Here is a 19388-nt window from a genome sequence, read left to right on the forward strand (position 1 = left end):
TGAGCCGAAGCACAACCTTTCCAGTAGGAAACCCCCACCGCTGTAAACACTATACGCCACTTATTTTCAGAAGACAAATGCTATGATCAAAATTTCACTTAATGATACCCAAGCCGTCCAACAGCTTAGCAACATCGCACGCCAATTAAAACAACCCCGCAAGCTCTATGGCGTGCTGGGTGAAACCTTGAAGAAAATCCACGCCGAACGATTTAAGCAGGAAGTTGATCCGCAAGGTAATAACTGGCAACCACTTTCTGCCAAAACATTGGCACATAAACAAAAGAAAGGCAAGTCCACCAAAATTTTGCGACAAGACGGTTATTTGTCGGATAGAACCGCCTACAACTACAACGACAAAAATGTAGAGTTTGGTTCAGATGCCAAATATGCACGGCTACATCAATTTGGCGGCAAGGCTGGCAGGGGTAAAAAGGTAACCATTCCAAAACGCCCTTGGCTAGGTGTAAGCCAAAATGACGAACAAAAACTACTGCGAAAAGCCACCGCACTTTTGCAACGACAAATCGACCAAAATCTGTAATATCGGCTAATTTTCAAAAATAAGCTATAAAACGCCCATTGTGGCGTTTTAAATCTCATTCGATAAATGATTGCCTAAAATTTCTTTGGCGTGTTTATAAACACCGATAAACACGCAAAAACGCCCTATTTGTTCCCACTTTACTTTTTATTTCCTTTTTTTCATTCCTTAAACCAGTTTAAAAGTAACAAGCGGTCGTTTTTCCTATGATTTGCACAACAAGGAGAAACGAATGACCCTGATTGAAATTTTTAAAGCAGGCAAACGAACAGATGCAAATGGCATAGAAGTGGAAATTACCACTGATGATTTGCAACAAGCCGTCAATGCCTACAACGTAAACTTTCACGAATCCCCTGTGGTAATCGGACACCCAAAACACAATGCCCCTGCCTATGGCTGGGTAAAACGTCTTGAGTTGGACGGCGATATGCTGAAAGCCGAGTTCGACCAAGTCGATCCAGAATTTGCCGAAATGGTGGAAAAAGGGCGATTTAAGAAAGTGTCGTCTTCTTTCTATCTTGCCGACAGCCCAAACAATCCCTGCCCGGGTAGCTTGTACTTACGCCACGTGGGCTTTTTAGGCGCAATGCCACCTGCGGTAAAAGGCTTGCGTAATCCTGAATTTGCCGAGAATGAACAAGGCGTTGTGGATTTTTCTGATTGGGCGGAAGCGAGCCTGTGGCGACGTTTGCGTGATTGGATTATTGGCAAACACGGACAGGACGAAGCAGACAAGGCGTTGCCTGATTATTTAGTAACAAGCGTGCAAGAAGAATCTATCCGCAACGATTTTAAACGCTATCAACAAGATGAAGCAGGTATTCCAATACCAAGTTTTAATGAATCACCTCAACCTTCAGAACCACAAGGAGAACTTGAAATGACCCCTGAAGAAATTGAACAGCTCAAGGCAGAAAATGAAAAATTGAAAGCCGAAAAAGCAGAAAATGAACTCAACCAAGCCAAAGCCGAAAATGCCGATTTTGCCGAAGGTTTAGTGAAAGCAGGCAAACTCGCCCCGATTGCCAAACAGCAAGCAGTGGATTTGTTGAACTACGCTTCCACCACAATGCAAGGCGGTGTGGTCGAGTTTGGCGAAGGCGAAAGCCTACACAGCAAACTCAAAGCCTTTTTGGATGCGCAACCGCAAGTAGTGAACTTTGCTGAAGTGGCGACTAAAGAGAAAGCCGCCGCCCCGCAAGACGGCACGGTGGAATATGCGGAAGGCACTAATCCTGCCAGCATTGAAGCTGACCAAAAAATTATGGCGTATGCCAAAGAACACGGCGTGAGCTACACCGCCGCCTTTAACGCAATTTATCAATAGAAGGAACATTTATGACTGCTCATAATCTTAGCGCACTACGCGTGCAAGATCCTGTTTTAACCAAATTGGCACAGGGCTATCACAATTTAGAACTCATCGGCGAAGTTTTAATGCCGACCGTCGAAATCGACAAAGAAGCGGGCAAAATTCCGCAATTTGGTCGCCTTGCGTTCCGCCTGCCAAGCACGGTGCGTAACTTACGCGGCACGTCTAACCGATTAGACCCTGAAGACATCACGGCAATTGATGTGGCACTCGAAGAGCACGATGTGGAATACGCCATTGACTACCGCGAAGAAAACGAAGCGATTTTCTCGCTCCGTCAGTTTGCTTTAAATACTACCCAAGATGTCATCGCATTGGGGCGTGAAAAAGAAGTTGCGAAGCTCGCCTTAGACGAAAGCAAATACGACAGTGGCAACAAAATCACTTTAAGTGGCACATCAAAAATCACCAGTAAACAAGCGGACATTTTCGCAATGTTCGACACCGGCATTCGTGCAGTGAAACGTGCTATCGGTCGTAAACCGAATGTATGCGTGATTGCCGGTGATGTATGGGCAGCATTGAAAGAACACCCAGCGGTGATTGAAAAACTCAAATACTCACAGGTGGCGATTGTAACCCCTGAAGTATTCGGCAAATTGATTGGTATCGACACCGTGAAAATTGGTGAAGCCGTGTATGAAGAAGGTAGCCAGCTTAAAGACATTTGGTCAGATGCTATTGTGTTGGCTTACGTTGCTCCACGTTCAACCGAACGCAAAGGCACGGTATATGAGCCGTCTTACGGCTACACCGTCCGCCGTCAAGGTGGCTTATTTGTGGATACCTACAAAGAAAACGGTGGCAAGCTCGAAGTTATCCGCACCACCGATATTCACAAACCGCACTTACTCGGTGCATCAGCAGGTTACTTAATTAAAGAATGTCTATAACCCCCAAAATCCTTCTTTAAGTTAGGGTTAGTGGGGATAGATGTAACAATGTTTCACTAGGAGAAATCAATGAACAAAAAACGCTACGTTGTGACGAGCACAATGGCCATTTTGCACAACAATCAACGCTATGAACAAGGTGACAAGCTTGAGCTCACAGATGAAGAAGCAGAAAAAATCTCGCTTTATGTGCAATTAGTTGAACCGAAACAAGCGGTAACTGAAGCCGATGTACAGGCTGCAGAAGCCAGCATTGCACAAGCAAAAACCAAAGGCAAAAAAGGCGAATAAGAATGTACATTCAGACACAAGATTTAACGGACGTGATGGACGAAATCACGTTAAGACAACTTTCAGCGGATAACAGCCGAGCCACAGAAGCCAATCAAGCTGTGCTTACTAAAGCCTGTGAATACGCCACCGAGACGGTGGACGGCCATCTTCGTTCGCGTTATCAGTTGCCGTTAAATCAAGTGCCGACCTTGGTTCGCAACATCTGCTTGCAGCTAGCGCGCTACTGGCTTTATTCACGCCGTCCTGACGGCAAGGGCTTTCCACCCAATGTGAAAGATGCTCACGCTCAAGCGTTAAAGGATTTAGAGCGCATTGCCGACGGCAAATTGCATTTGGGTTTGCTTGAAGTGGGTGAAGAAGCAGATGACAGTTTGCCGTCTGCCTTAAAGTTTAAAGCCCGTGCACCGCAAAAATTGGATTTATCAGGTTATTAAGGGGCGTCTATGAGTGCCACATTACCTATTTTGCAAAGCATTCGGGAGCATATCGAAAGACAAACTACGAGTTTCAGCATCGAATTGTTCCCTGATGACCTTGAACACTACAACCTGCTCGACCCAATCGGAGCAGTGCTGGTGCAATATGCTGGGTCAAAATTTGAAAGCCTTGATAGCACCGACATTATCCAACAACGCCGAAAAGTACTGGTTGCACTCACTGTGATTGCTCGTGGCCAACACGATGACACAGGTGCGTTGGATATGTTAGACAAATTACGCCTTGCTGTAGTGGGCTTTAAACCCATTAACTGCACCCCTTGTCATTTAATCAGTGAAGAGTTCGCAGGCGAAGACAACGGGCTGTGGCAATATCAACTGATTATTCAAACCGAAACCTGGCAGGTAGAAGACCGACAAGCGGTCATCTCCGCCCCCAAATTTGCACATTTACTGAAACGCGCAACAATCCAACCGTGAAATACGGTTAACACCAAATTAAGGAGAAAAATATGGCAGTAGCCTTTCACCACGGCTCAGAAACCGAACGTATTAATGGCGGCACAGTAGCTATCCGTCAAATTGATGGGGCGATTATTGGCTTAATTGGCTCCGCCCCGATTGGCTCAACCAATGAAATTACACTTTGCCAAACCGCAAAACATTTTGCCCAGTTTGGTAATCTAGTAGATAAAGGTTATACCATTTGTGATGCCTTAGATATTATCAAACGCTATGAGGCAGGCACAGTCTATGTGATCAATGTATTAGATCCTAAAAAACACCGCACTACAGTAAGCGATGAAGTGCTCAGCCAAAATGCAGATACCCTAATGGCACAAACCGCAAAAGCAGGCTTAATTGAATTAACCCTCAAATCAGAAGGCAGTCCATTAACCGCTGGCAAAGATTACACCGTCAATTTATTAACAGGTGAAATTACTTTTACTCGCCTACAAACAGAGCTCACCGCAACCTATACTTATGCTGACCCAAGCAAAGTCACCGAAAGTGATATTCGTGGGGGAATTGAGTCATCTACAGGTAAACGCACCGGCTTTGAGCTATTAAAAATGGGCTTTATTGAATTTGGTGCAGATGCCAAAATCATCATTTGCCCTGAGTTTGACCAACAAGCAGGCGTAATGAGTTCACTAGCCACCCTCGCCGATAAGCTCAATGCCATTGCTTATATCAATGCCCCTAAAGGCACCACCTTATCACAAGCTATTACAGGGCGTGGCAGTAACGGCACAATTAACTTTTACACCAGTTCTGACCGAGCTCATCTCTTTTTCCCTCATGTTATTGGCGAGCGAGGCTCACTAGAAAGCCTTGCCACCCATGCAGCAGGTTTGCGGATGAAAACCGATGTTGACCAAGGCTATTGGTTCTCTACGTCTAACCGTGAACTAAAAGGCGTACAAGGCGTAGAAGTAAAACTCATTGCCCGTGTAAATGATGTGCAAAGTGAAACAAACCAACTAAACTCACGTGGTATCACAACCGTATTCAACAGCTATGGCACAGGCTACCGCCTATGGGGAAACCGCTTGGCTTGTTATCCAACAGTAACACACATCACTAATTTTGAAGTGGTACAACGTACGGCAGATTTAATTGATGAGAGCATCGCCCAAGCAGAACTTCAATATATCGACCGTCCAATTGATGATGCGTTGCTTGACAGTTTATTAGGTACCATTGAAACCTATATGGGTACCCTAAAATCCATTGTTGGTTATAGCGTATCACTCGACCCAGATGCCGATTTAGTGGACGCATTTAGCCAAGGCTTAGTCCCTTTACAATATGATTTTACGCCAAAAATTCCAGCAGAACGTATTCGCAATAAGAGCGTGGTTACACGTAAATATCTGGTCAACTTGACGAGCCGTGGAGGTCAATAATGAGCGGTGTAACGATTAACAAAATTGATAATGCCAATGTGTACATCAATGGCAATAGTTTTTTAGGTAAGGCAAAATCTATCAAATTACCCGAATTTGAAGTGGAAATGACCGAGCATAAAAACCTTGGTTTGGTAGGCACCATTAAATTACCAAGTGGTGTAAATGCCCTGGAAGGTGAAATTGTATGGGACGGTTTTTACCCTGAAGTCGCAGCCATTGCTAATAACCCATATCGCACGGCTCAACTACAAGTGCGTGCAGATGTGAGCATTTACAATGCCGCAGGGCGTGCAACAGAAGTCCCTTTGGTGATGATGTTAAACTGCAACTTCAACAAAACCCCACTGGGCGAATACAAACCCAAAGAAGCTACAGAATATGCGATGGCTTATCAAGCCACGATGATTAAGCAATCCATTGATGGCAAAGAGGTTCTCTATTTTGAAGCCTTCACCAACAAATGGCGTGTCGGTGGTCAAGATGTCTTAGAAGTTTACCGTAAGAATATCGGGCAGTAATTCTTTAAATCAGTTTAAAAGCAGAACCCATCGCACTTTTATAAACTCCTTTGTGAAAGTTAAACAACACACTCACAAAGGAGTTTTTTTATGTCAAGCGTCGTCCTTAAATTAGAACACCCTATTACTGATGGACAAGGTAATAACATCACTGAGCTTACTATCCGTCGCCCTAAAGTGAAAGATATGCGCAAAATGCGAGGGAATAACGATTTAGAGCAAAGCATTAGTCTTATTGCCATCGTTACGGGTTTAGTGCCTGAAGACTTAGATGAGTTAGATATTGTGGACGTTAAACGAGCCTCAGAAATCTTAGAGAAAATGCAAAAGGGAAAGTCAGCTTAGAGCAACTTGATGCGGTGTTAGCCGATTTGGCTTGGTGGTTTGGTTGGCAACCTTCAGAGTTAGAAAATTTGACCATTGATGAAATTGAACGCTGGATAAAGCAAGCGGAACGCCAAGTAAAAGCCCAATACAGCAAAGCCGCTATTTAGCGGCTTTGTTTGTTTGAAGCATCAAATCAGCTAGGTTATCAAAAATACGCACAAAAAATTGGAAGACAAAATAAAGGGAAACCAGCAAGGCATTAACAAGCAAGGTAATAATAAAAGACAGTGCAATATAGCCTAAGGTACTCAACCAAGAAGAAAATAAGCCACTTTGCCCAAAAGCATAAATAGACACAGCAAAGACTGCCACAAGTAGGATGAGATGACATAGTGTCAGTAAGGCTTGCACCCAAGAAATATTCTCTTTTTGCATACATTTCCCCTTCTTCAAATTAACAAAGGAAACTATAAACCATGGCAAGCAATCTTTCAATAGCATTAATGATTGGGGCGAGTGTTGGCAGTGCGGTAGCTGGGATTAAACGACTGCAAAATACCTTGCATACATTGAGAGATAACACCCTCTCTACCTCGGTAAAACTAAAAAATTTAGGTGCAATGACCATACTTGGTGCCGGCGGTACCATAACAGGTATTAAAGCGACAACAGATGGTGTGATGACCTTGGCAAATTCAGCCATTCAGTTTGAAAGTGCGATGGCTGATGTAAAAAAGGTCGTGGACTTTAAATCCCCTGAAGGCTTTGCTAATTTATCCAAAGATATCTTAAATCTTACCCGCACTTTACCCATGACCGCAGAGGAGCTTGCCGCTATTACCGCAGCAGGAGGACAACTTGGTGTGGCTGAAGAAGATCTCAAAGATTTCACCACCACGATTGCCAAGATGTCAGTGGCTTTTGATATGTCTGCCGAAGATAGTGGTGATGCCATGGCAAAACTTGCCAATGTGTACAAAATCCCCATTAAAGAAATTGGCAAATTAGGGGATGCTATCAATGAACTCTCCAACTCAAGCCCAGCCAAAGCCTCAGATATTGTCAGTACATTAGGTCGAATTGGTGGGGTAGCAAAACAATTTGGGCTTTCTGAAAATGCAGCTGCCGCACTTTCCAGTTCTTTTATTTCTCTAGGTAAAGCACCTGAAGTCGCAGGCACTGCGATTAACGGTATGCTGACCAAATTGATGACCGCAGATAAAGGCGGCAAAAAATTCCAAGAGGCACTCCAATCAATGGGGTTAAACGCCAAAGACTTGAAAAAAGCTATTGGGCAAGATGCTCAAGGGGCTTTAACTAGCTTTTTAAAACAGATCCAAAAACTCCCCAAAGAAAAACAAATGGGGGCATTAGTCGATTTATTTGGCTTGGAATATGCCGATGACGTGGCTGTGCTTGCTAGGAATGTTGAAGTGTTAGAAGGGAGTTTAAAAACCCTGCAAGAAACCGATGAAAATGGCAAAGCGAAATATCTTGGATCAATGGAGAAAGAATTCGCCGCACGTTCTGCAACCACCGAAAATAATTTAAAACTGCTTAGTAATAGCTTTACGGAAATCAAAACAACCCTAGGTTCAGTCTTGCTTCCAGTAATCAATAATGTTGTAAACAGCATTAAACCTTTAATCTATTGGATAACCGACTTACTTGCCAAAAATCCTGCTATTGCGGAAGGTTTGCTTTATGTTGCAGGTGGGCTTGCTGCTGCATTTACAGGATTTTCAGCCCTAACAGCAGTAATAAACGGCGTTGGCTTTGTTTGGGTATCCGTGGGGACAACAATCACAAAAATCGCAAGCTTTATTGGTGGAACTTTTAATTTTGTATCTAGATCCTTTGGGGTGATTACAACGGGTTTGAAAATAGGCGGACGGTTAATAGCAGTTGTCGGTGGGCAGTTTTTTAAAATGGGTGTGATGTTTGTGAAAGCCTTGGCAATGATGGGGAAAGCCTTTTTAACCAATCCTATTGGACTTGCTATCACTGCTATCGCCGTTGGTGCTTACCTTATCTACCAATACTGGGAACCAATTTCCGCTTGGTTTTCTAATCTTTGGACAAAAGTGTCGGGTTATTTCCAAAATTTCTGCACTTGGGTACAAGGAATTTGGAATGGTGCCACCGAATGGGTTTCATCAGCTTGGGCAGGTGTCACCGATTTCTTCAGTGGGCTTTTAGATAATATCCTCAGCTTTTTTAATTCAGGCATTGGCAATATCACCGCCACCATTCTCAATTGGTCGCCTTTAGGTTTATTCCAACAAGTCTTTTCCACGGTGTTGTCCTGGTTTGGGATTGATATACCGAGTAAATTCAGTGACTTCGGTCGCAATATGATTGACGGCTTAGTCAACGGTATCAAAAACGCCTGGGAAGGGGCAAAGCAAATTGTCTCCGACTTAGGCAATGGCATTAAAGGTTGGTTTGCCGAAAAACTGGGTATCCATTCCCCAAGCCGAGTATTTAAAGGTTATGGTGTGAACGTGGTAGAAGGTTTGGCGATTGGGATGAATAAAGCTCAGCCCCTTGCACAAGAAGCCACGGATGTTTTGTCCAACAGTGTGAGCTTGGACGACAAAACTCAAGGTGGTTTGCTTAGCAATTATCAGCCATTAAATCGTAATGCTGTTACAAATACAGAAACAAGCTCTGCAGGAATTGTAGTGCATTTTAGCCCCAATATCACCTTAACAGGCGGTGATCCACAAGGTGTAACTGATCAACTCCAAAATACCCTAAAAATGGGCGCTTATGAGTTTGAACAGTTACTCAACCGTATTTTAGATGAACGACAACGGAGAGCCTACTAATGTCAAATTATGCACTATTAGGTAATATTGCCTTTGATTTACTTTCAGCCCCAACGGGGTTTGATGAACGCCATTCGGCGCTGTTTGCAGAACACAACGTTCTTTCGGGAAAGCCTAAATTACAAGCAATGGGCATGACATTAACTGAAGTCACCTTGCAATTACAGCTACATCACCAACTTGCTCCTGTAGAAAGTCGCTATCAAGCCCTATTGGCAGCTCAAGCAAGCCAAGAAGCATTAGCGTTAGTTTTTGGCTTTTCTAAATTTAAAGGGCATTTTGTTGTGACAGAAGTCTCAAGTAAAGTCTTATTTACTGATAACAAAGGTAATGCCCTCGCCCGTGATGTCAGTTTGACTTTAAAAGAATTTGTCGGTAATCCACAAGCCGGCGTACTAGGTGCCGCATTATCTCTTGCAGGTAATTCACCACTGGCATCAATTGTGCCAAAAAGTTTAAGCAATTTTGTCAGCCAAGCCAATCAATTGATGAGTAAAGGGATTGCTGTGGCTCGCCAAGTTAAACAAGCGATCTCTGATGTAAAAAGTGCGGTCGAAATCGTGAAAAATTTAAAAGATAACCCTCTTGCGGCATTGTCAGAGATAAGCGGTATCGTAAACACATTGGGAGGCTCTTTCGGTGGTTTAGCCGAAATGGTTGGACTAGGTAATGCCTTTGCAAGTTTAACCGAAGGTGTGCGTGGAGCGGCAGGATTTATGCAAGATTTAACCACCCTTTCAGCACATTTAAACACCGCTTATAGCCTGTTTAAATCAGGTATTGAAGGCGATGAATTAGGCGAATGGTTTGATTTTGGGGTGCAAGCGATTGAAGCAGCCGATGAGGTTTCTGCATCCCTTGCAAAAAATTCAGCCAAAATGACCGCTTGGATTGCTATTCGTGCCGACAGTGGGGAGGAAAACAATGAGTAATGCCATTATTTTACATACCGTTAAACAAGGCGAGCGTTGGGATAATCTTGCCTATCACTACTATGGCACAGTCAATAAAATTAACCGCTTAATCAACGCCAATCCACATATTCCCTTTTGTGAAGTATTACCTATGGGAGAAACATTAAAAGTCCCTGTGTTAGAAGTTAAAACCACCGATAACCGCGACCTACCACCTTGGTTGCAAGGAGACAACTAATGCAAGTCCAAACACCTGATTTTGAACTCTTATACGAAGCCAAACAAATTACCCAATATGTTAAGCCCAATTTTTTGCGTTTAACTTATACTGATCATCTTTCGGATCAGTCAGACGAATTGCAAGTGGAGTTTGAAGATATTGAACGCAAATGGGTAGGCAGTTGGTTCCCCACTCAAGGCGATAAATTAACCTTACTACTCGGTTATAAAGGCGAGCCCTTAGTAAACTTGGGGAGCTTTGAACTAGACGAAATTGAATGGCAATGGTCGCCAGACAGAGGTTCGGCAGTTTCCCTGAAAGCATTGAGTACGGGCATCACTAAAGCTAATCGTACACTCAAACCTAAAGCTTACGAAAATACCACTCTTGCTAATATTGTAAAAACCGTGGCGAAACGCTTAAAACTGAAGGTAACAGGAATGGTTGCCGATATTCCTATTCAGCGTGCAACACAATACCAAGAACGGGACGTAGAATTTTTAACACGACTGGCACACGAATATCATCACAGTTTTAAAATTGTCAACCAAACGCTCGTCTTTACCACAATGGCAAGTCTTGAGGAACGCACACCAGCAGCGGTGATTGATTATAGTGAGGTGAAAAGTTTACGCCTACGTGATCGCATTAAAGATACCGTCTCAAAAGTAGAAGTCTCAGGCTTTAATCAGCACGAGAAAAAGGCGTTGAAATCGACCAAAAAACATAAAGCCAAACGCCCAAGTAAAAAGCAAGCCGCGGCAAACAGTGCGGACACATTGAAAATCGTGACCCGTGGTGAAAGCCAAGCGCAAATCAATGCGCGAGCCGATGCCGCACTGGCTGAAAATGATGACCAACAAGCGGGCAACATTACCGTGATAGGCAACCCCAAACTGGTGGCAGGTAATACTATTTGGCTAACCAACGTGGGTATGTTTAGCGGCAAATACCTAATCAAGCAGGCACGCCATAGCCTAGACAAAAACCAAGGTTACTTAACCGACCTTGAAATTAAAATGATTGAATTCAGCGAGGAGCTACCAAAAGATGAAAAAGCCACTGCCAACCCATAACTTTGGTGCAACCTATCAAGAAGGCATTGTCAGCCAAGTTGATCCGAAAACCCACCGCATTAAAGCAACCATTCCCGCCCTCGAAGATTTTGAAACGGCGTGGCTGGCTTTTGTGACCCCCAATGCAGGTGGCAATCAATTTTACTGTCTGCCCGATGTGGGTGAACTGGTTGCCGTGCTGCTCGATGCTCGCGGTGAAAGCGGTTGTGTTTTAGGCGCAATTTACAATGCCCAAGACCCTGTGCCTGTTGCAGATAGTGAAATATGGTTACATAAATTCAGCAATGGCACTGAAATTTCTCATAACCGCAACACAGGCGATGTGGTAGTGAATACCACAGGCAAGGTCATTGTCAGTGCAGGTCAAGCGATTGTGAATGCCCCAACTGAAATTAATGGTAATACGAAAGTCAATGGCGATCTGTACGCCACAGGAAAAGTTACATCAGACACCGAAGTGTCTGCTCCAAGTGTAAAACAAGGCTCAGTTTCTCTCGGCTCTCACGTACACACTGGAGTAGAAAGTGGTAATAAACGCTCAGGCGGTCCGCAATAACTCAGTTTTGGGGAAAATTATCATTTGCCCTATAAAAGGGAGAAAGATGTTTGCCCTTACGTATTCAATTTCTTTAAAATAGTTTAAAAGCATTTCTTATCCATAGCAGCTACCCTTGCGGCTATGAAAACATCAATTCAACATACCCACTGGCAATTAGCCCCCATTGATGTCGCCACCATACAAGGTGAAGATGATTTACATCAGTGTATTCTCAATATTCTGTCTACCCGAAAAGGCAGTGACGTACTTCGCCCTGATTTTGGCTCCGACCATTTCGATTATATCGACCAACCTGAAGATATTGCGATCCCTAATATTGTGCGAGAAGTCTTTACCGCAATTGATAAATGGGAAAAACGTGTCGTGGTACAAGAAGTTATCATCACAGGCGAAGCCCCTGAATTTCATTTTTCAGTGAAATGGTGTGTTGCAGAAGATGTGGCTCGTCAAATTTATGCAACGGAGTATCAACTATGATCGCACATCCTGAAGAAATCCAAATTGTTGATGAAGATGTGTCAAAAATCCTTGCTGATTGTATTGCACAATATGAAGAACGGACAGGCAAAACCTTACAGCCAGCACATATTGAACGGTTGCTGATCAATTTATATGCCTACCGCGAATTACTTATGCGAAAAGGTATTAACGAAGCCTTTCGCCAAACCTTTCCGCAGACAGCAACCGGACAAGCCTTGGATTTATGTGGTGAACAAATGGGCTGTATCCGCCTTGCGGCACAACCTGCCGAAACTACGTTGCGTTTTCGTGTAGAAGAAACGGAGCACGATGAAATCGTCATTCCAGCAGGCACGACAGTGCGTGCAACAGAAACACTTTATTTCTCCACCAAAACAGAAACCGTTATTTCGAAATTTGCCAGTTTTGTTGATGTAGTTGCTATCGCAAATCTAACAGGTGAGGCAGGTAATGGCTGGGAAGCGGGAAGGGTAAAAAACCTTGAAAGCCCTATTGCCTATCAAGGCACATTAACTGTTAGCAATATAGATGAAACCGATGGTGGCGTTTCTGAAGAAAGTGATGAAGACTACCGAAAACGTATTTTACTTGCCCCCGAAGCTTTTACTGTTTGTGGCACTTTTGAAGCCTATGAATATCACGCACGTAGTGTAAGCCATTTTATCAATGATGTAGCAGTGCAGCGACCTAAAGCAGGCACAGTCAAAGTTACTTTACTCACCAAACGTGGTATTCCTCAACCGCTCTTAGTGGAAAAGGTAAATCACTATTTGAGTGCAGATAAGCGCCGACCGCTTAATGATACAGTGATTGTCGCCCCAGCAGAAAAGGTAAGCTACAACATCATTGCAAATTTAGATCTTTATATCACCGCAAATCAAACCGAAACCAAAGCTCGTGCATTCAAAGCAATTCAGGAGTTTATTTCTGCTAACCCATTCAAATTAGGGGTAGATATTGTGCCATTAAGTATTGCAGCTGCACTCAAAGTATCAGGCGTGTATAACGTAGAAATTGTGGAGCCTACCCTTACCGAAGTGCTGAAACATCAGTGGGCGGTATGCGAAGGGATCACCCTCAATATTGTGGGAGAAAGTAATGGCTAAACTGCAATACCCAGACATCATTCGTCAAGATCTCAAGTTCATTGTTTTGGCTGATTTATCTAACCGTTTTGACGAGTTGGATAAATCGCAAATTATGACCTCAATTATTGAGCTAGTAGATGATAAATACATTGAATTGCTAGCAGAAAAATGGAGTGTGACAGGCTACGACGGCTATTTGCTTGCCGATGATGTAAAAGCCAAACGCACTTTAATTAGCTCCGCTGTGGAGTTGCATAAATACAAAGGTACGCCTTGGGCGGTGAAAGAAATTTGTAAAAAACTAGGGCTAGGTAATGTAGAAATCATTGAACGTCTTGCTAAGCAATTTCATGAAGGGGTAATTACTCGCAATGGCATCTATTTCCATGGCGATGATAACCGCTGGGCACAATACCGCATTCTGCTTAATGATGTGATTACTTATGCTGAAGCTAAAGTTGCTCGCCAAACAATTGAACGATTTGCCCCAGCTCGCAGTGAACTTATCGCACTTGATTTTAGAAAATACGCTTTTTTACACAACAACACATTAACTCGCAACGGCACTTATAGTCGTGGTGCGGCATAAGAGAGGATAAGATGACGACTTTAACAAAAGACGATTTTTTACCAGAACAACCCATTTGGGAAGATGGCGTTTATATGCTGAAAGAAACCGACCCTGTACTTGGAGGTCCAACAGGTGTTGATAATTTACCTTTAAAACATTTAGCAAACCGCACGCTATTCTTAAAAGGCGAAATGGAGAAGGTTGGCGAGCAAAATAAAAATGCTTTCAGAGAACTTGCTAAAGCTGATGGCTTTCGTTTTATCGGTCAAGCTGAAAGTATCGAACAACTCCGCACTATCCGCCCAACTGAACATGGTCAGCGTATTTTAGTTAAATCCTACTATGTAGGAGGTACAACAGGTGGTGGAGAGTTTGTTGCAGATTTACAAGACCTAATTACGCCTGATGACGGTGGCACTTGTTTTGTGGTGCCGGATAATGGCGGTCGCTGGAAACGTATTAAACATACCTCACTGTTTGATTACGGTATTATCGGGGATGGGCAAATAAATGATACATCTGCGTTTAATCGATTGGAGCAATACTCAAAGCTAATTTATGTTGATTTACAAGGTAAATCTTATCAAGTAGACAAAACACCACGCAATAAAATTTATTTTAATGGTACTTTTTTGTGCAACGACCAATCTCTGTCATTAGGTCAAGCCAATATGCTTGACAATGATATTTTGGTCACTGTAGGCGATGGAGGGGATTTTGGCACAATCAATCAAGCAATTACTTACTTAGTCGATAATTTTAGTCATAAAAAGCACAAAGTCGGAGATAGTACACACTCGTCTCGTTATGCTCCCGATGCTTTATCGGCGACTATTAAGCTGTTAAGCGGCTTTACAATGCGTGAGCAAGTCATTATTCGACAGTCTCAACTTGGCTGGATCAATCTCGTCTCGGAAGATCAAGAGGTTGTAATTAACCGAGCATCTTTAATTAAATCTGCTTATTTTGAAGGGACGAGTTCCGAGATGTTTCCTGCTTTTTATGCTGGGGACAATGCGGAACAATTGTTAATTGCTTGTAAATTCCGAATGGATAATACAGGTGATGGAACAAATAGACACGGCTATGTCTGCAATCGTAATTCGAGGGGGCATATTTGGAGCAATTGTGGGATTAACAATGCAGGAGGTTATGGCTGTTTCGCACGGGAAGGCAGCTCTATTAGCTGCCGAATAACGTATTTTGAAAACGCGGGTAAAAGTGGTTATGCCGCGGCTAGTGCATCGTCTGTTAATGCTCAAGGAGGTCGATGTTCTGGGTCGTTTGATGGTGCATCTGCTTTTGGCGCATCAACTTTAAATTTTGAGCGTGGTGAGGCAAATAACTGCCGTAACGATGCCGTGGTCTCACTATCATCAAGTAATGTTGGCTGTGATTACGCAGAATTAAATAATGCTGGGCGTTATGGTATTCGCGCGCAAGATGGAGGCTCAGTGGGTGGGTATCAGCCGAATATTAAAAACAGCGCGAATACAGCAATTAATTGTATTAGTGGTTATGTATCGACAACTAGAGCTAATCTCTCGGGGACAAAAATAGGGGTGTCTGCGGATCGGGGAGGTAAAGTAAATATCCCACAATCCACTATTATTTGTTTATCCAGAGGGGTGCACGGTAAAAACGGCTCTCAAATCGATGCATCTGACAGTACTATCCGAGGCAGTGAGTTTTCGGTTAATGCGAATTTCGGCTCAAGTATTTGCGTAACCAACTCAGATTGTCGAGCTGATGGTGTGTCTGAGGCTAGCAAGGATTTGCAGGCGTCAAATGGCAGTTTTATCAGTGCTAAAAATGCACAAGGCGGAACAAATACACCAATTAACCAGTTTGGCGAAAACGGCGCGATTTTCAAATGAGAAAAAAGACAAAACACTACTGTACAGGCTGGCTCAACGCTCCAGCCAGCATCAACAGCTGCTGCCACCAACACGACCGCGACTATGGCATCCACGGCACAGTCAGCCGAAAAGATGCCGACAAGCGGTTAAGGAATTGCCTAATGTTACAAGGGCATCCGATTAAGGCATGGATATTTTGGGTGATAGTACGATTATTAGGTTGGATATTTTATAAGAAAAACAAACTTCCGAAAGTTTAAACATATAAATAAGCCATTAAAACAACGAAAAAATCTTAATGTTTTATTTTCGCAGTTTTAATGGCTTTTTTTCGCAGTTTTTTTGGTCGTTACATATGGCACGCCAACGGGGGAATAAACTACTGAAAATCCGCACACTACATTGAAATAAAAAAACTTGACTATATAATATAATTCACTTTTTTATTTTAGGAGATCATATTATGAGCAAAGCTAAAACTTTAAGCGAAGCTGCTGAACGTTTCGGTCTATCTAAGACGGATGAGGTACAAGCACTGATTGATGCTATAGTTGATGTCGGTCATTCCCCTGAGGTTTATCATAGACATGATGATTTTTTAGGACTAGATGGAGATATTTCACAAGAGCTAAAAGAAATGTCCATTGCACAAGCTGATGAAACTAACAATGATGAAACTAACAATGATGAATGTAGCAGAATTTTAGATGAAGCTAATACTGTTTATACCCTAAGCGAGAAAGAGTTATCCGATGATGAACGTGAAGATTATGAGCAAGAACAAGATGATATAGAGAGCTTTGTAGAAAACATAAACAAATAAATCTAAGTTAAAAAGCGAGAAAATGTAATACTATTTCTGTAAATGAAAGAAAGGATGATTACATTTATCTCGCTTTTTTTGTTGCTGTTATGTCGTGCGGGTTTATTAAATTCATATCCATCATTCCAATCACGGTGCTAAATAAATTGTCGTGGGAATAATGTTGGGCGCTGGCATTGTTGCGCAGGCAGTCTAAATCCACACCTTCATTTTGCTGCCAGGTTTTAGAGAACCAAAAGAACATCGGCACTTTGGTTTGATAATCTGGCGCGATAGCATAAGGCGTGCCATGCAGATAAATGCCGTCCTCACCAAGGGATTCACCGTGATCTGACACATAATATACCGCACTTTCTAAATCATCACGGTGTTCCAATTTTTGGATCACTTGATCAAGGAAATTATCAATATACAAAATACCGTTATCGTAAGTATTCACTAATTGTTCGTTGCTACAAGTTTGAATTTCGTTGGTATCGCAAGTTGGCACAAACTTTTTAAATTCAGGCGTGTAGCGTTCGTAATAGGTTGGTCCGTGGCTGCCGATGGTATGCAGAATCAGCACCGTATCTTTTTGGCTTTCATTAAGAATTTTGTCGAAATCTTTTAATAAAATCTCATCTAAACATTCGCCGTCTGTACAGTATTCTGGCGTTTTCATATCCGTGATCTCATTCGGCACACGCAAGCAAACGCCTTTGCAATCGCTGTTATTATCCAGCCAAAAAATATTCACGTCCGCACGTTGTAGCACATCAAGCAAATTATCCATTTTTTGTGCTTTGCCGCCATTGTATTGGGCTTGGGTGAGATAAGAGAACATACAAGGTACGGAAATGGCAGTTGATGTGCCACAGCTGGAAACGTCCGTAAAATTGATGATGTCTTTGCCACGCGCTGCCAGTTTTGGGGTGGTTTGGCGAGCATAACCATTTAGCCCCCAGTTTTGCGCACGCGTGGTTTCGCCCACCACAATCACGGTGAAATGGCGATATTCATCAGGTTTGGCTTGTTGCGCATCTAAGCCGATTTGCTCATAAGGACGATTGGCTTCACGCACGCGTTTCACTTTATTCACGCCGGCACTAATAAAATTAGACGGCACAATTAAATTCACCACAGGTTTATTGTTGCGTACAAAGGCGGCGTAATCTTGATAAAAACCTTTAGAAATCCCCCAAATCACCACACTAGAAAGGGCGATCAAGCCCACGCGTAAACCCAGTTCTTTCCACCAAGTGCGATAATCCACTTTCACCATAATGTATAAAATGGCAGGTAACACGCCAAACACGGCGATCCAAGTGAGATATTGCCAAGTGAGCATACGAACACTTTCCGCTGGCGTGGTTTGCAGCACATTTTCGAGCATATCCGTGGTGAAATGCACGTCATAAAATAAGGCTTGATAGCCAATAGCGGCGCTAATAATCAGCAACAGCGGAATAATCACTTTGTGCAAAATAGGCAAAGCAAAAAGCTGAAAAACCGCATTTAGCGTAAAGAAAATAAAGACGGGAACGGTGAGAAGAAAATAATCTTCAGGCTGCCCTAAAAATGGGTGTAGCGCCCATACTTTTTTATAAAAAGGAAAATTTAGCACTAAGGTAAAATAAAGCGCAACCAGTGCAATTAATGTTGCGCTTTTCAATTTAAAGCGAGAAAAAAGCATAAAGGTATATCCTAAACATAATAAATAATCCTAAGCTTTGTCATTAGGATAATAAGAAAGTTCTTATGAATAGGATATATCCATTATTTTACCCCTTTAAAGGTAGCCATATAATTAGCGCTTACGTCCTGATTTAATTTAAATGTTCCTGTTAGTGGATTATAGTGATAGCCCACCATATTCACACATTCTAACTTTGCTTCGTCCGTCCACGCCAAAAGTTCAGCAGGCTTGATAAATTTTTCGTAATCGTGCGTGCCTTTTGGTAGCATTTTTAATACATATTCCGCACCGATGATCACTAAAGCCCAAGCTTTCAAGGTGCGATTAATGGTGGAAAAAAATAGCACGCCATCGGGTTTTAACAAGGCTTTGCAGGCATTGATGATCGAACTGGGATCGGGAACGTGTTCTAGCATTTCCATACAGGTGATCACGTCAAATTTTTCCCCACCAAGTGCGGTGTGTTTTTGCAGAAAATTTTCTACTGTGGTTTGTTGATAATCAATGCTTAAACCGCTTTCTTGTGCGTGTAATTTCGCTACTTCAAGGGGCGCGGTGGTCATATCAATACCTGTTACTTGCGCCCCTTGTTTTGCCATTGCTTCCGCTAAAATACCGCCTCCGCAGCCCACATCTAGCACATTTTTGCCAAACAATCCCTCCGCGTGCTGACAAATATAGTCTAAACGCACTGGATTTAAACGGTGAATCGGCTTGAAATCCCCTTCAGGATCCCACCAAGTGTTAGCCATTTTTTCAAATTTTTCGAGTTCTTGTTGGTCGATGTTTTGCATTAGGTTGTTCTCTTATTTTTGGTTTTTATTATTTTAGCGTAAATTTTCTATCTTTTTTATTCTAGGGTAAATTTCTTTTTTCTTTGTGATTAATAACGAGTTTCGCTCGTTGAGCGACCCACTTTCTTTTGCTTGCTCAAAAGAAAGTAGGCAAAGAAAAAAACCGACTAAATTGCTGATCTTCATTTTTAACAAAT

The 19388-nt window shown here is 42.7% G+C and carries 24 protein-coding genes; 21 read left to right on the top strand and 3 right to left on the bottom strand.

Annotated features, from left to right (window positions below; translation table 11 throughout):
• The first annotated feature begins 82 nt into the window (after positions 1-82).
• The 10 genes from DYC50_RS04685 (at position 83) to DYC50_RS04730 (ending at position 6468) form a co-directional block, all read left to right on the top strand.
• Entirely contained in the window at positions 83-544 is a 462-nt protein-coding gene (locus DYC50_RS04685) for a phage virion morphogenesis protein (RefSeq protein WP_115249199.1), read from the top strand.
• Positions 545-776: 232 nt separating this feature from the next.
• Positions 777-1874, top strand: a complete 1098-nt coding sequence (locus tag DYC50_RS04690) for a peptidase (RefSeq protein ID WP_115249200.1) — start codon at positions 777-779, stop codon at positions 1872-1874.
• An 11-nt stretch (positions 1875-1885) separates the two neighbouring features.
• Positions 1886-2812 (top strand): major capsid protein, encoded by a 927-nt coding sequence (locus DYC50_RS04695; protein ID WP_115249201.1) that lies wholly within the window; start codon positions 1886-1888, stop codon positions 2810-2812.
• 69 nt (positions 2813-2881) lie between these two features.
• Positions 2882-3103, top strand: coding sequence for a DUF7210 family protein (locus tag DYC50_RS04700; protein ID WP_115249202.1), 222 nt, complete (start codon positions 2882-2884; stop codon positions 3101-3103).
• 2 nt (positions 3104-3105) lie between these two features.
• Positions 3106-3540, top strand: a complete 435-nt coding sequence (locus DYC50_RS04705) for a gp436 family protein (RefSeq protein ID WP_115249203.1) — start codon at positions 3106-3108, stop codon at positions 3538-3540.
• 9 nt (positions 3541-3549) lie between these two features.
• Entirely contained in the window at positions 3550-4023 is a 474-nt protein-coding gene (locus DYC50_RS04710; RefSeq protein WP_115249204.1) for a Gp37 family protein, read from the top strand.
• 32 nt (positions 4024-4055) lie between these two features.
• On the top strand, positions 4056-5453 hold the full coding sequence (locus DYC50_RS04715) for a phage tail sheath family protein (RefSeq protein WP_115249205.1): 1398 nt from the start codon (positions 4056-4058) through the stop codon (positions 5451-5453).
• Positions 5453-5974, top strand: coding sequence for a phage major tail tube protein (locus DYC50_RS04720; RefSeq protein ID WP_115249206.1), 522 nt, complete (start codon positions 5453-5455; stop codon positions 5972-5974). Before DYC50_RS04715 ends, DYC50_RS04720 begins: the two co-directional genes overlap by 1 nt.
• Positions 5975-6064: 90 nt before the next feature.
• Positions 6065-6319 (top strand): phage tail assembly protein, encoded by a 255-nt coding sequence (locus DYC50_RS04725; RefSeq protein ID WP_115249207.1) that lies wholly within the window; start codon positions 6065-6067, stop codon positions 6317-6319.
• A 14-nt stretch (positions 6320-6333) separates the two neighbouring features.
• Positions 6334-6468, top strand: coding sequence for a GpE family phage tail protein (locus DYC50_RS04730; protein WP_245934864.1), 135 nt, complete (start codon positions 6334-6336; stop codon positions 6466-6468).
• Here the strand turns inward: DYC50_RS04730 and DYC50_RS04735 are convergent.
• Positions 6461-6736, bottom strand: coding sequence for a hypothetical protein (locus DYC50_RS04735; protein WP_115249208.1), 276 nt, complete (start codon positions 6734-6736; stop codon positions 6461-6463). The genes DYC50_RS04730 and DYC50_RS04735 overlap by 8 nt on opposite strands.
• 41 nt (positions 6737-6777) lie before the next feature.
• Here DYC50_RS04735 and DYC50_RS04740 point away from each other — a divergent pair, with 41 nt between their 5' ends.
• The 11 genes from DYC50_RS04740 (at position 6778) to DYC50_RS04790 (ending at position 16722) form a co-directional block, all read left to right on the top strand.
• Complete coding sequence (locus tag DYC50_RS04740; protein ID WP_115249209.1) at positions 6778-9132, top strand: phage tail tape measure protein; 2355 nt, start codon at positions 6778-6780, stop codon at positions 9130-9132.
• Entirely contained in the window at positions 9132-10064 is a 933-nt protein-coding gene (locus DYC50_RS04745) for a phage tail protein (protein WP_115249210.1), read from the top strand. Before DYC50_RS04740 ends, DYC50_RS04745 begins: the two co-directional genes overlap by 1 nt.
• Positions 10057-10284, top strand: coding sequence for a tail protein X (locus DYC50_RS04750; RefSeq protein ID WP_115249211.1), 228 nt, complete (start codon positions 10057-10059; stop codon positions 10282-10284). Before DYC50_RS04745 ends, DYC50_RS04750 begins: the two co-directional genes overlap by 8 nt.
• Positions 10284-11342: a phage late control D family protein gene (locus DYC50_RS04755; protein WP_115249212.1), complete on the top strand. Its 1059-nt coding sequence runs from the start codon at positions 10284-10286 to the stop codon at positions 11340-11342. Before DYC50_RS04750 ends, DYC50_RS04755 begins: the two co-directional genes overlap by 1 nt.
• Positions 11317-11898 carry a phage baseplate assembly protein V gene (locus DYC50_RS04760; protein ID WP_115249213.1) on the top strand — a complete coding sequence of 194 codons (582 nt, stop codon included), beginning with the start codon at positions 11317-11319 and terminating at the stop codon, positions 11896-11898. Before DYC50_RS04755 ends, DYC50_RS04760 begins: the two co-directional genes overlap by 26 nt.
• 123 nt (positions 11899-12021) lie before the next feature.
• Entirely contained in the window at positions 12022-12378 is a 357-nt protein-coding gene (locus DYC50_RS04765; protein ID WP_115249214.1) for a GPW/gp25 family protein, read from the top strand.
• Positions 12375-13487: a baseplate assembly protein gene (locus DYC50_RS04770; protein WP_115249215.1), complete on the top strand. Its 1113-nt coding sequence runs from the start codon at positions 12375-12377 to the stop codon at positions 13485-13487. Before DYC50_RS04765 ends, DYC50_RS04770 begins: the two co-directional genes overlap by 4 nt.
• Positions 13480-14058, top strand: a complete 579-nt coding sequence (locus DYC50_RS04775) for a phage tail protein (protein WP_115249216.1) — start codon at positions 13480-13482, stop codon at positions 14056-14058. The genes DYC50_RS04770 and DYC50_RS04775 overlap by 8 nt, the downstream gene beginning before the upstream one ends.
• Positions 14059-14069: 11 nt before the next feature.
• Positions 14070-15917, top strand: coding sequence for a hypothetical protein (locus DYC50_RS10730; RefSeq protein ID WP_245934865.1), 1848 nt, complete (start codon positions 14070-14072; stop codon positions 15915-15917).
• Entirely contained in the window at positions 15914-16159 is a 246-nt protein-coding gene (locus tag DYC50_RS10735; RefSeq protein ID WP_115249217.1) for a hypothetical protein, read from the top strand. The genes DYC50_RS10730 and DYC50_RS10735 overlap by 4 nt, the downstream gene beginning before the upstream one ends.
• 203 nt (positions 16160-16362) lie before the next feature.
• Positions 16363-16722: a hypothetical protein gene (locus DYC50_RS04790; protein ID WP_115249218.1), complete on the top strand. Its 360-nt coding sequence runs from the start codon at positions 16363-16365 to the stop codon at positions 16720-16722.
• Positions 16723-16786: 64 nt separating this feature from the next.
• Here the strand turns inward: DYC50_RS04790 and DYC50_RS04795 are convergent, their stop codons facing one another.
• Both DYC50_RS04795 and ubiG read right to left on the bottom strand, forming a co-directional pair.
• Positions 16787-18394, bottom strand: coding sequence for a phosphoethanolamine transferase (locus DYC50_RS04795; protein WP_115249219.1), 1608 nt, complete (start codon positions 18392-18394; stop codon positions 16787-16789).
• 83 nt (positions 18395-18477) lie between these two features.
• A complete protein-coding gene (gene ubiG / locus DYC50_RS04800) occupies positions 18478-19191 on the bottom strand; it encodes a bifunctional 2-polyprenyl-6-hydroxyphenol methylase/3-demethylubiquinol 3-O-methyltransferase UbiG (RefSeq protein ID WP_115249220.1) in 714 nt (237 codons plus the stop codon).
• Positions 19192-19388: the final 197 nt, after the last annotated feature.

The sequence above is a fragment of the Avibacterium avium genome (assembly GCF_900454535.1).
In the GTDB taxonomy this organism is placed as follows: domain Bacteria; phylum Pseudomonadota; class Gammaproteobacteria; order Enterobacterales; family Pasteurellaceae; genus Avibacterium; species Avibacterium avium.

Excerpts from the sequence above, each read along its gene's own strand:
- DYC50_RS04710 (WP_115249204.1), top strand. The coding sequence starts at position 3,550 with ATGAGTGCCACATTACCTATTTTGCAAAGCATTCGGGAGCATATCGAA.
- DYC50_RS04795 (WP_115249219.1), bottom strand. The coding sequence starts at position 18,394 with ATGCTTTTTTCTCGCTTTAAATTGAAAAGCGCAACATTAATTGCACTG.
- DYC50_RS04700 (WP_115249202.1), top strand. The coding sequence starts at position 2,882 with ATGAACAAAAAACGCTACGTTGTGACGAGCACAATGGCCATTTTGCAC.
- DYC50_RS04690 (WP_115249200.1), top strand. The coding sequence starts at position 777 with ATGACCCTGATTGAAATTTTTAAAGCAGGCAAACGAACAGATGCAAAT.
- DYC50_RS04685 (WP_115249199.1), top strand. The coding sequence starts at position 83 with ATGATCAAAATTTCACTTAATGATACCCAAGCCGTCCAACAGCTTAGC.
- DYC50_RS10730 (WP_245934865.1), top strand. The coding sequence starts at position 14,070 with ATGACGACTTTAACAAAAGACGATTTTTTACCAGAACAACCCATTTGG.
- DYC50_RS04725 (WP_115249207.1), top strand. The coding sequence starts at position 6,065 with ATGTCAAGCGTCGTCCTTAAATTAGAACACCCTATTACTGATGGACAA.
- DYC50_RS04740 (WP_115249209.1), top strand. The coding sequence starts at position 6,778 with ATGGCAAGCAATCTTTCAATAGCATTAATGATTGGGGCGAGTGTTGGC.
- DYC50_RS04720 (WP_115249206.1), top strand. The coding sequence starts at position 5,453 with ATGAGCGGTGTAACGATTAACAAAATTGATAATGCCAATGTGTACATC.
- DYC50_RS04750 (WP_115249211.1), top strand. The coding sequence starts at position 10,057 with ATGAGTAATGCCATTATTTTACATACCGTTAAACAAGGCGAGCGTTGG.
- DYC50_RS04755 (WP_115249212.1), top strand. The coding sequence starts at position 10,284 with ATGCAAGTCCAAACACCTGATTTTGAACTCTTATACGAAGCCAAACAA.
- DYC50_RS04715 (WP_115249205.1), top strand. The coding sequence starts at position 4,056 with ATGGCAGTAGCCTTTCACCACGGCTCAGAAACCGAACGTATTAATGGC.
- DYC50_RS04790 (WP_115249218.1), top strand. The coding sequence starts at position 16,363 with ATGAGCAAAGCTAAAACTTTAAGCGAAGCTGCTGAACGTTTCGGTCTA.
- DYC50_RS10735 (WP_115249217.1), top strand. The coding sequence starts at position 15,914 with ATGAGAAAAAAGACAAAACACTACTGTACAGGCTGGCTCAACGCTCCA.
- DYC50_RS04735 (WP_115249208.1), bottom strand. The coding sequence starts at position 6,736 with ATGCAAAAAGAGAATATTTCTTGGGTGCAAGCCTTACTGACACTATGT.
- DYC50_RS04705 (WP_115249203.1), top strand. The coding sequence starts at position 3,106 with ATGTACATTCAGACACAAGATTTAACGGACGTGATGGACGAAATCACG.
- DYC50_RS04765 (WP_115249214.1), top strand. The coding sequence starts at position 12,022 with ATGAAAACATCAATTCAACATACCCACTGGCAATTAGCCCCCATTGAT.
- DYC50_RS04770 (WP_115249215.1), top strand. The coding sequence starts at position 12,375 with ATGATCGCACATCCTGAAGAAATCCAAATTGTTGATGAAGATGTGTCA.
- ubiG (WP_115249220.1), bottom strand. The coding sequence starts at position 19,191 with ATGCAAAACATCGACCAACAAGAACTCGAAAAATTTGAAAAAATGGCT.
- DYC50_RS04775 (WP_115249216.1), top strand. The coding sequence starts at position 13,480 with ATGGCTAAACTGCAATACCCAGACATCATTCGTCAAGATCTCAAGTTC.
- DYC50_RS04760 (WP_115249213.1), top strand. The coding sequence starts at position 11,317 with ATGAAAAAGCCACTGCCAACCCATAACTTTGGTGCAACCTATCAAGAA.
- DYC50_RS04695 (WP_115249201.1), top strand. The coding sequence starts at position 1,886 with ATGACTGCTCATAATCTTAGCGCACTACGCGTGCAAGATCCTGTTTTA.
- DYC50_RS04745 (WP_115249210.1), top strand. The coding sequence starts at position 9,132 with ATGTCAAATTATGCACTATTAGGTAATATTGCCTTTGATTTACTTTCA.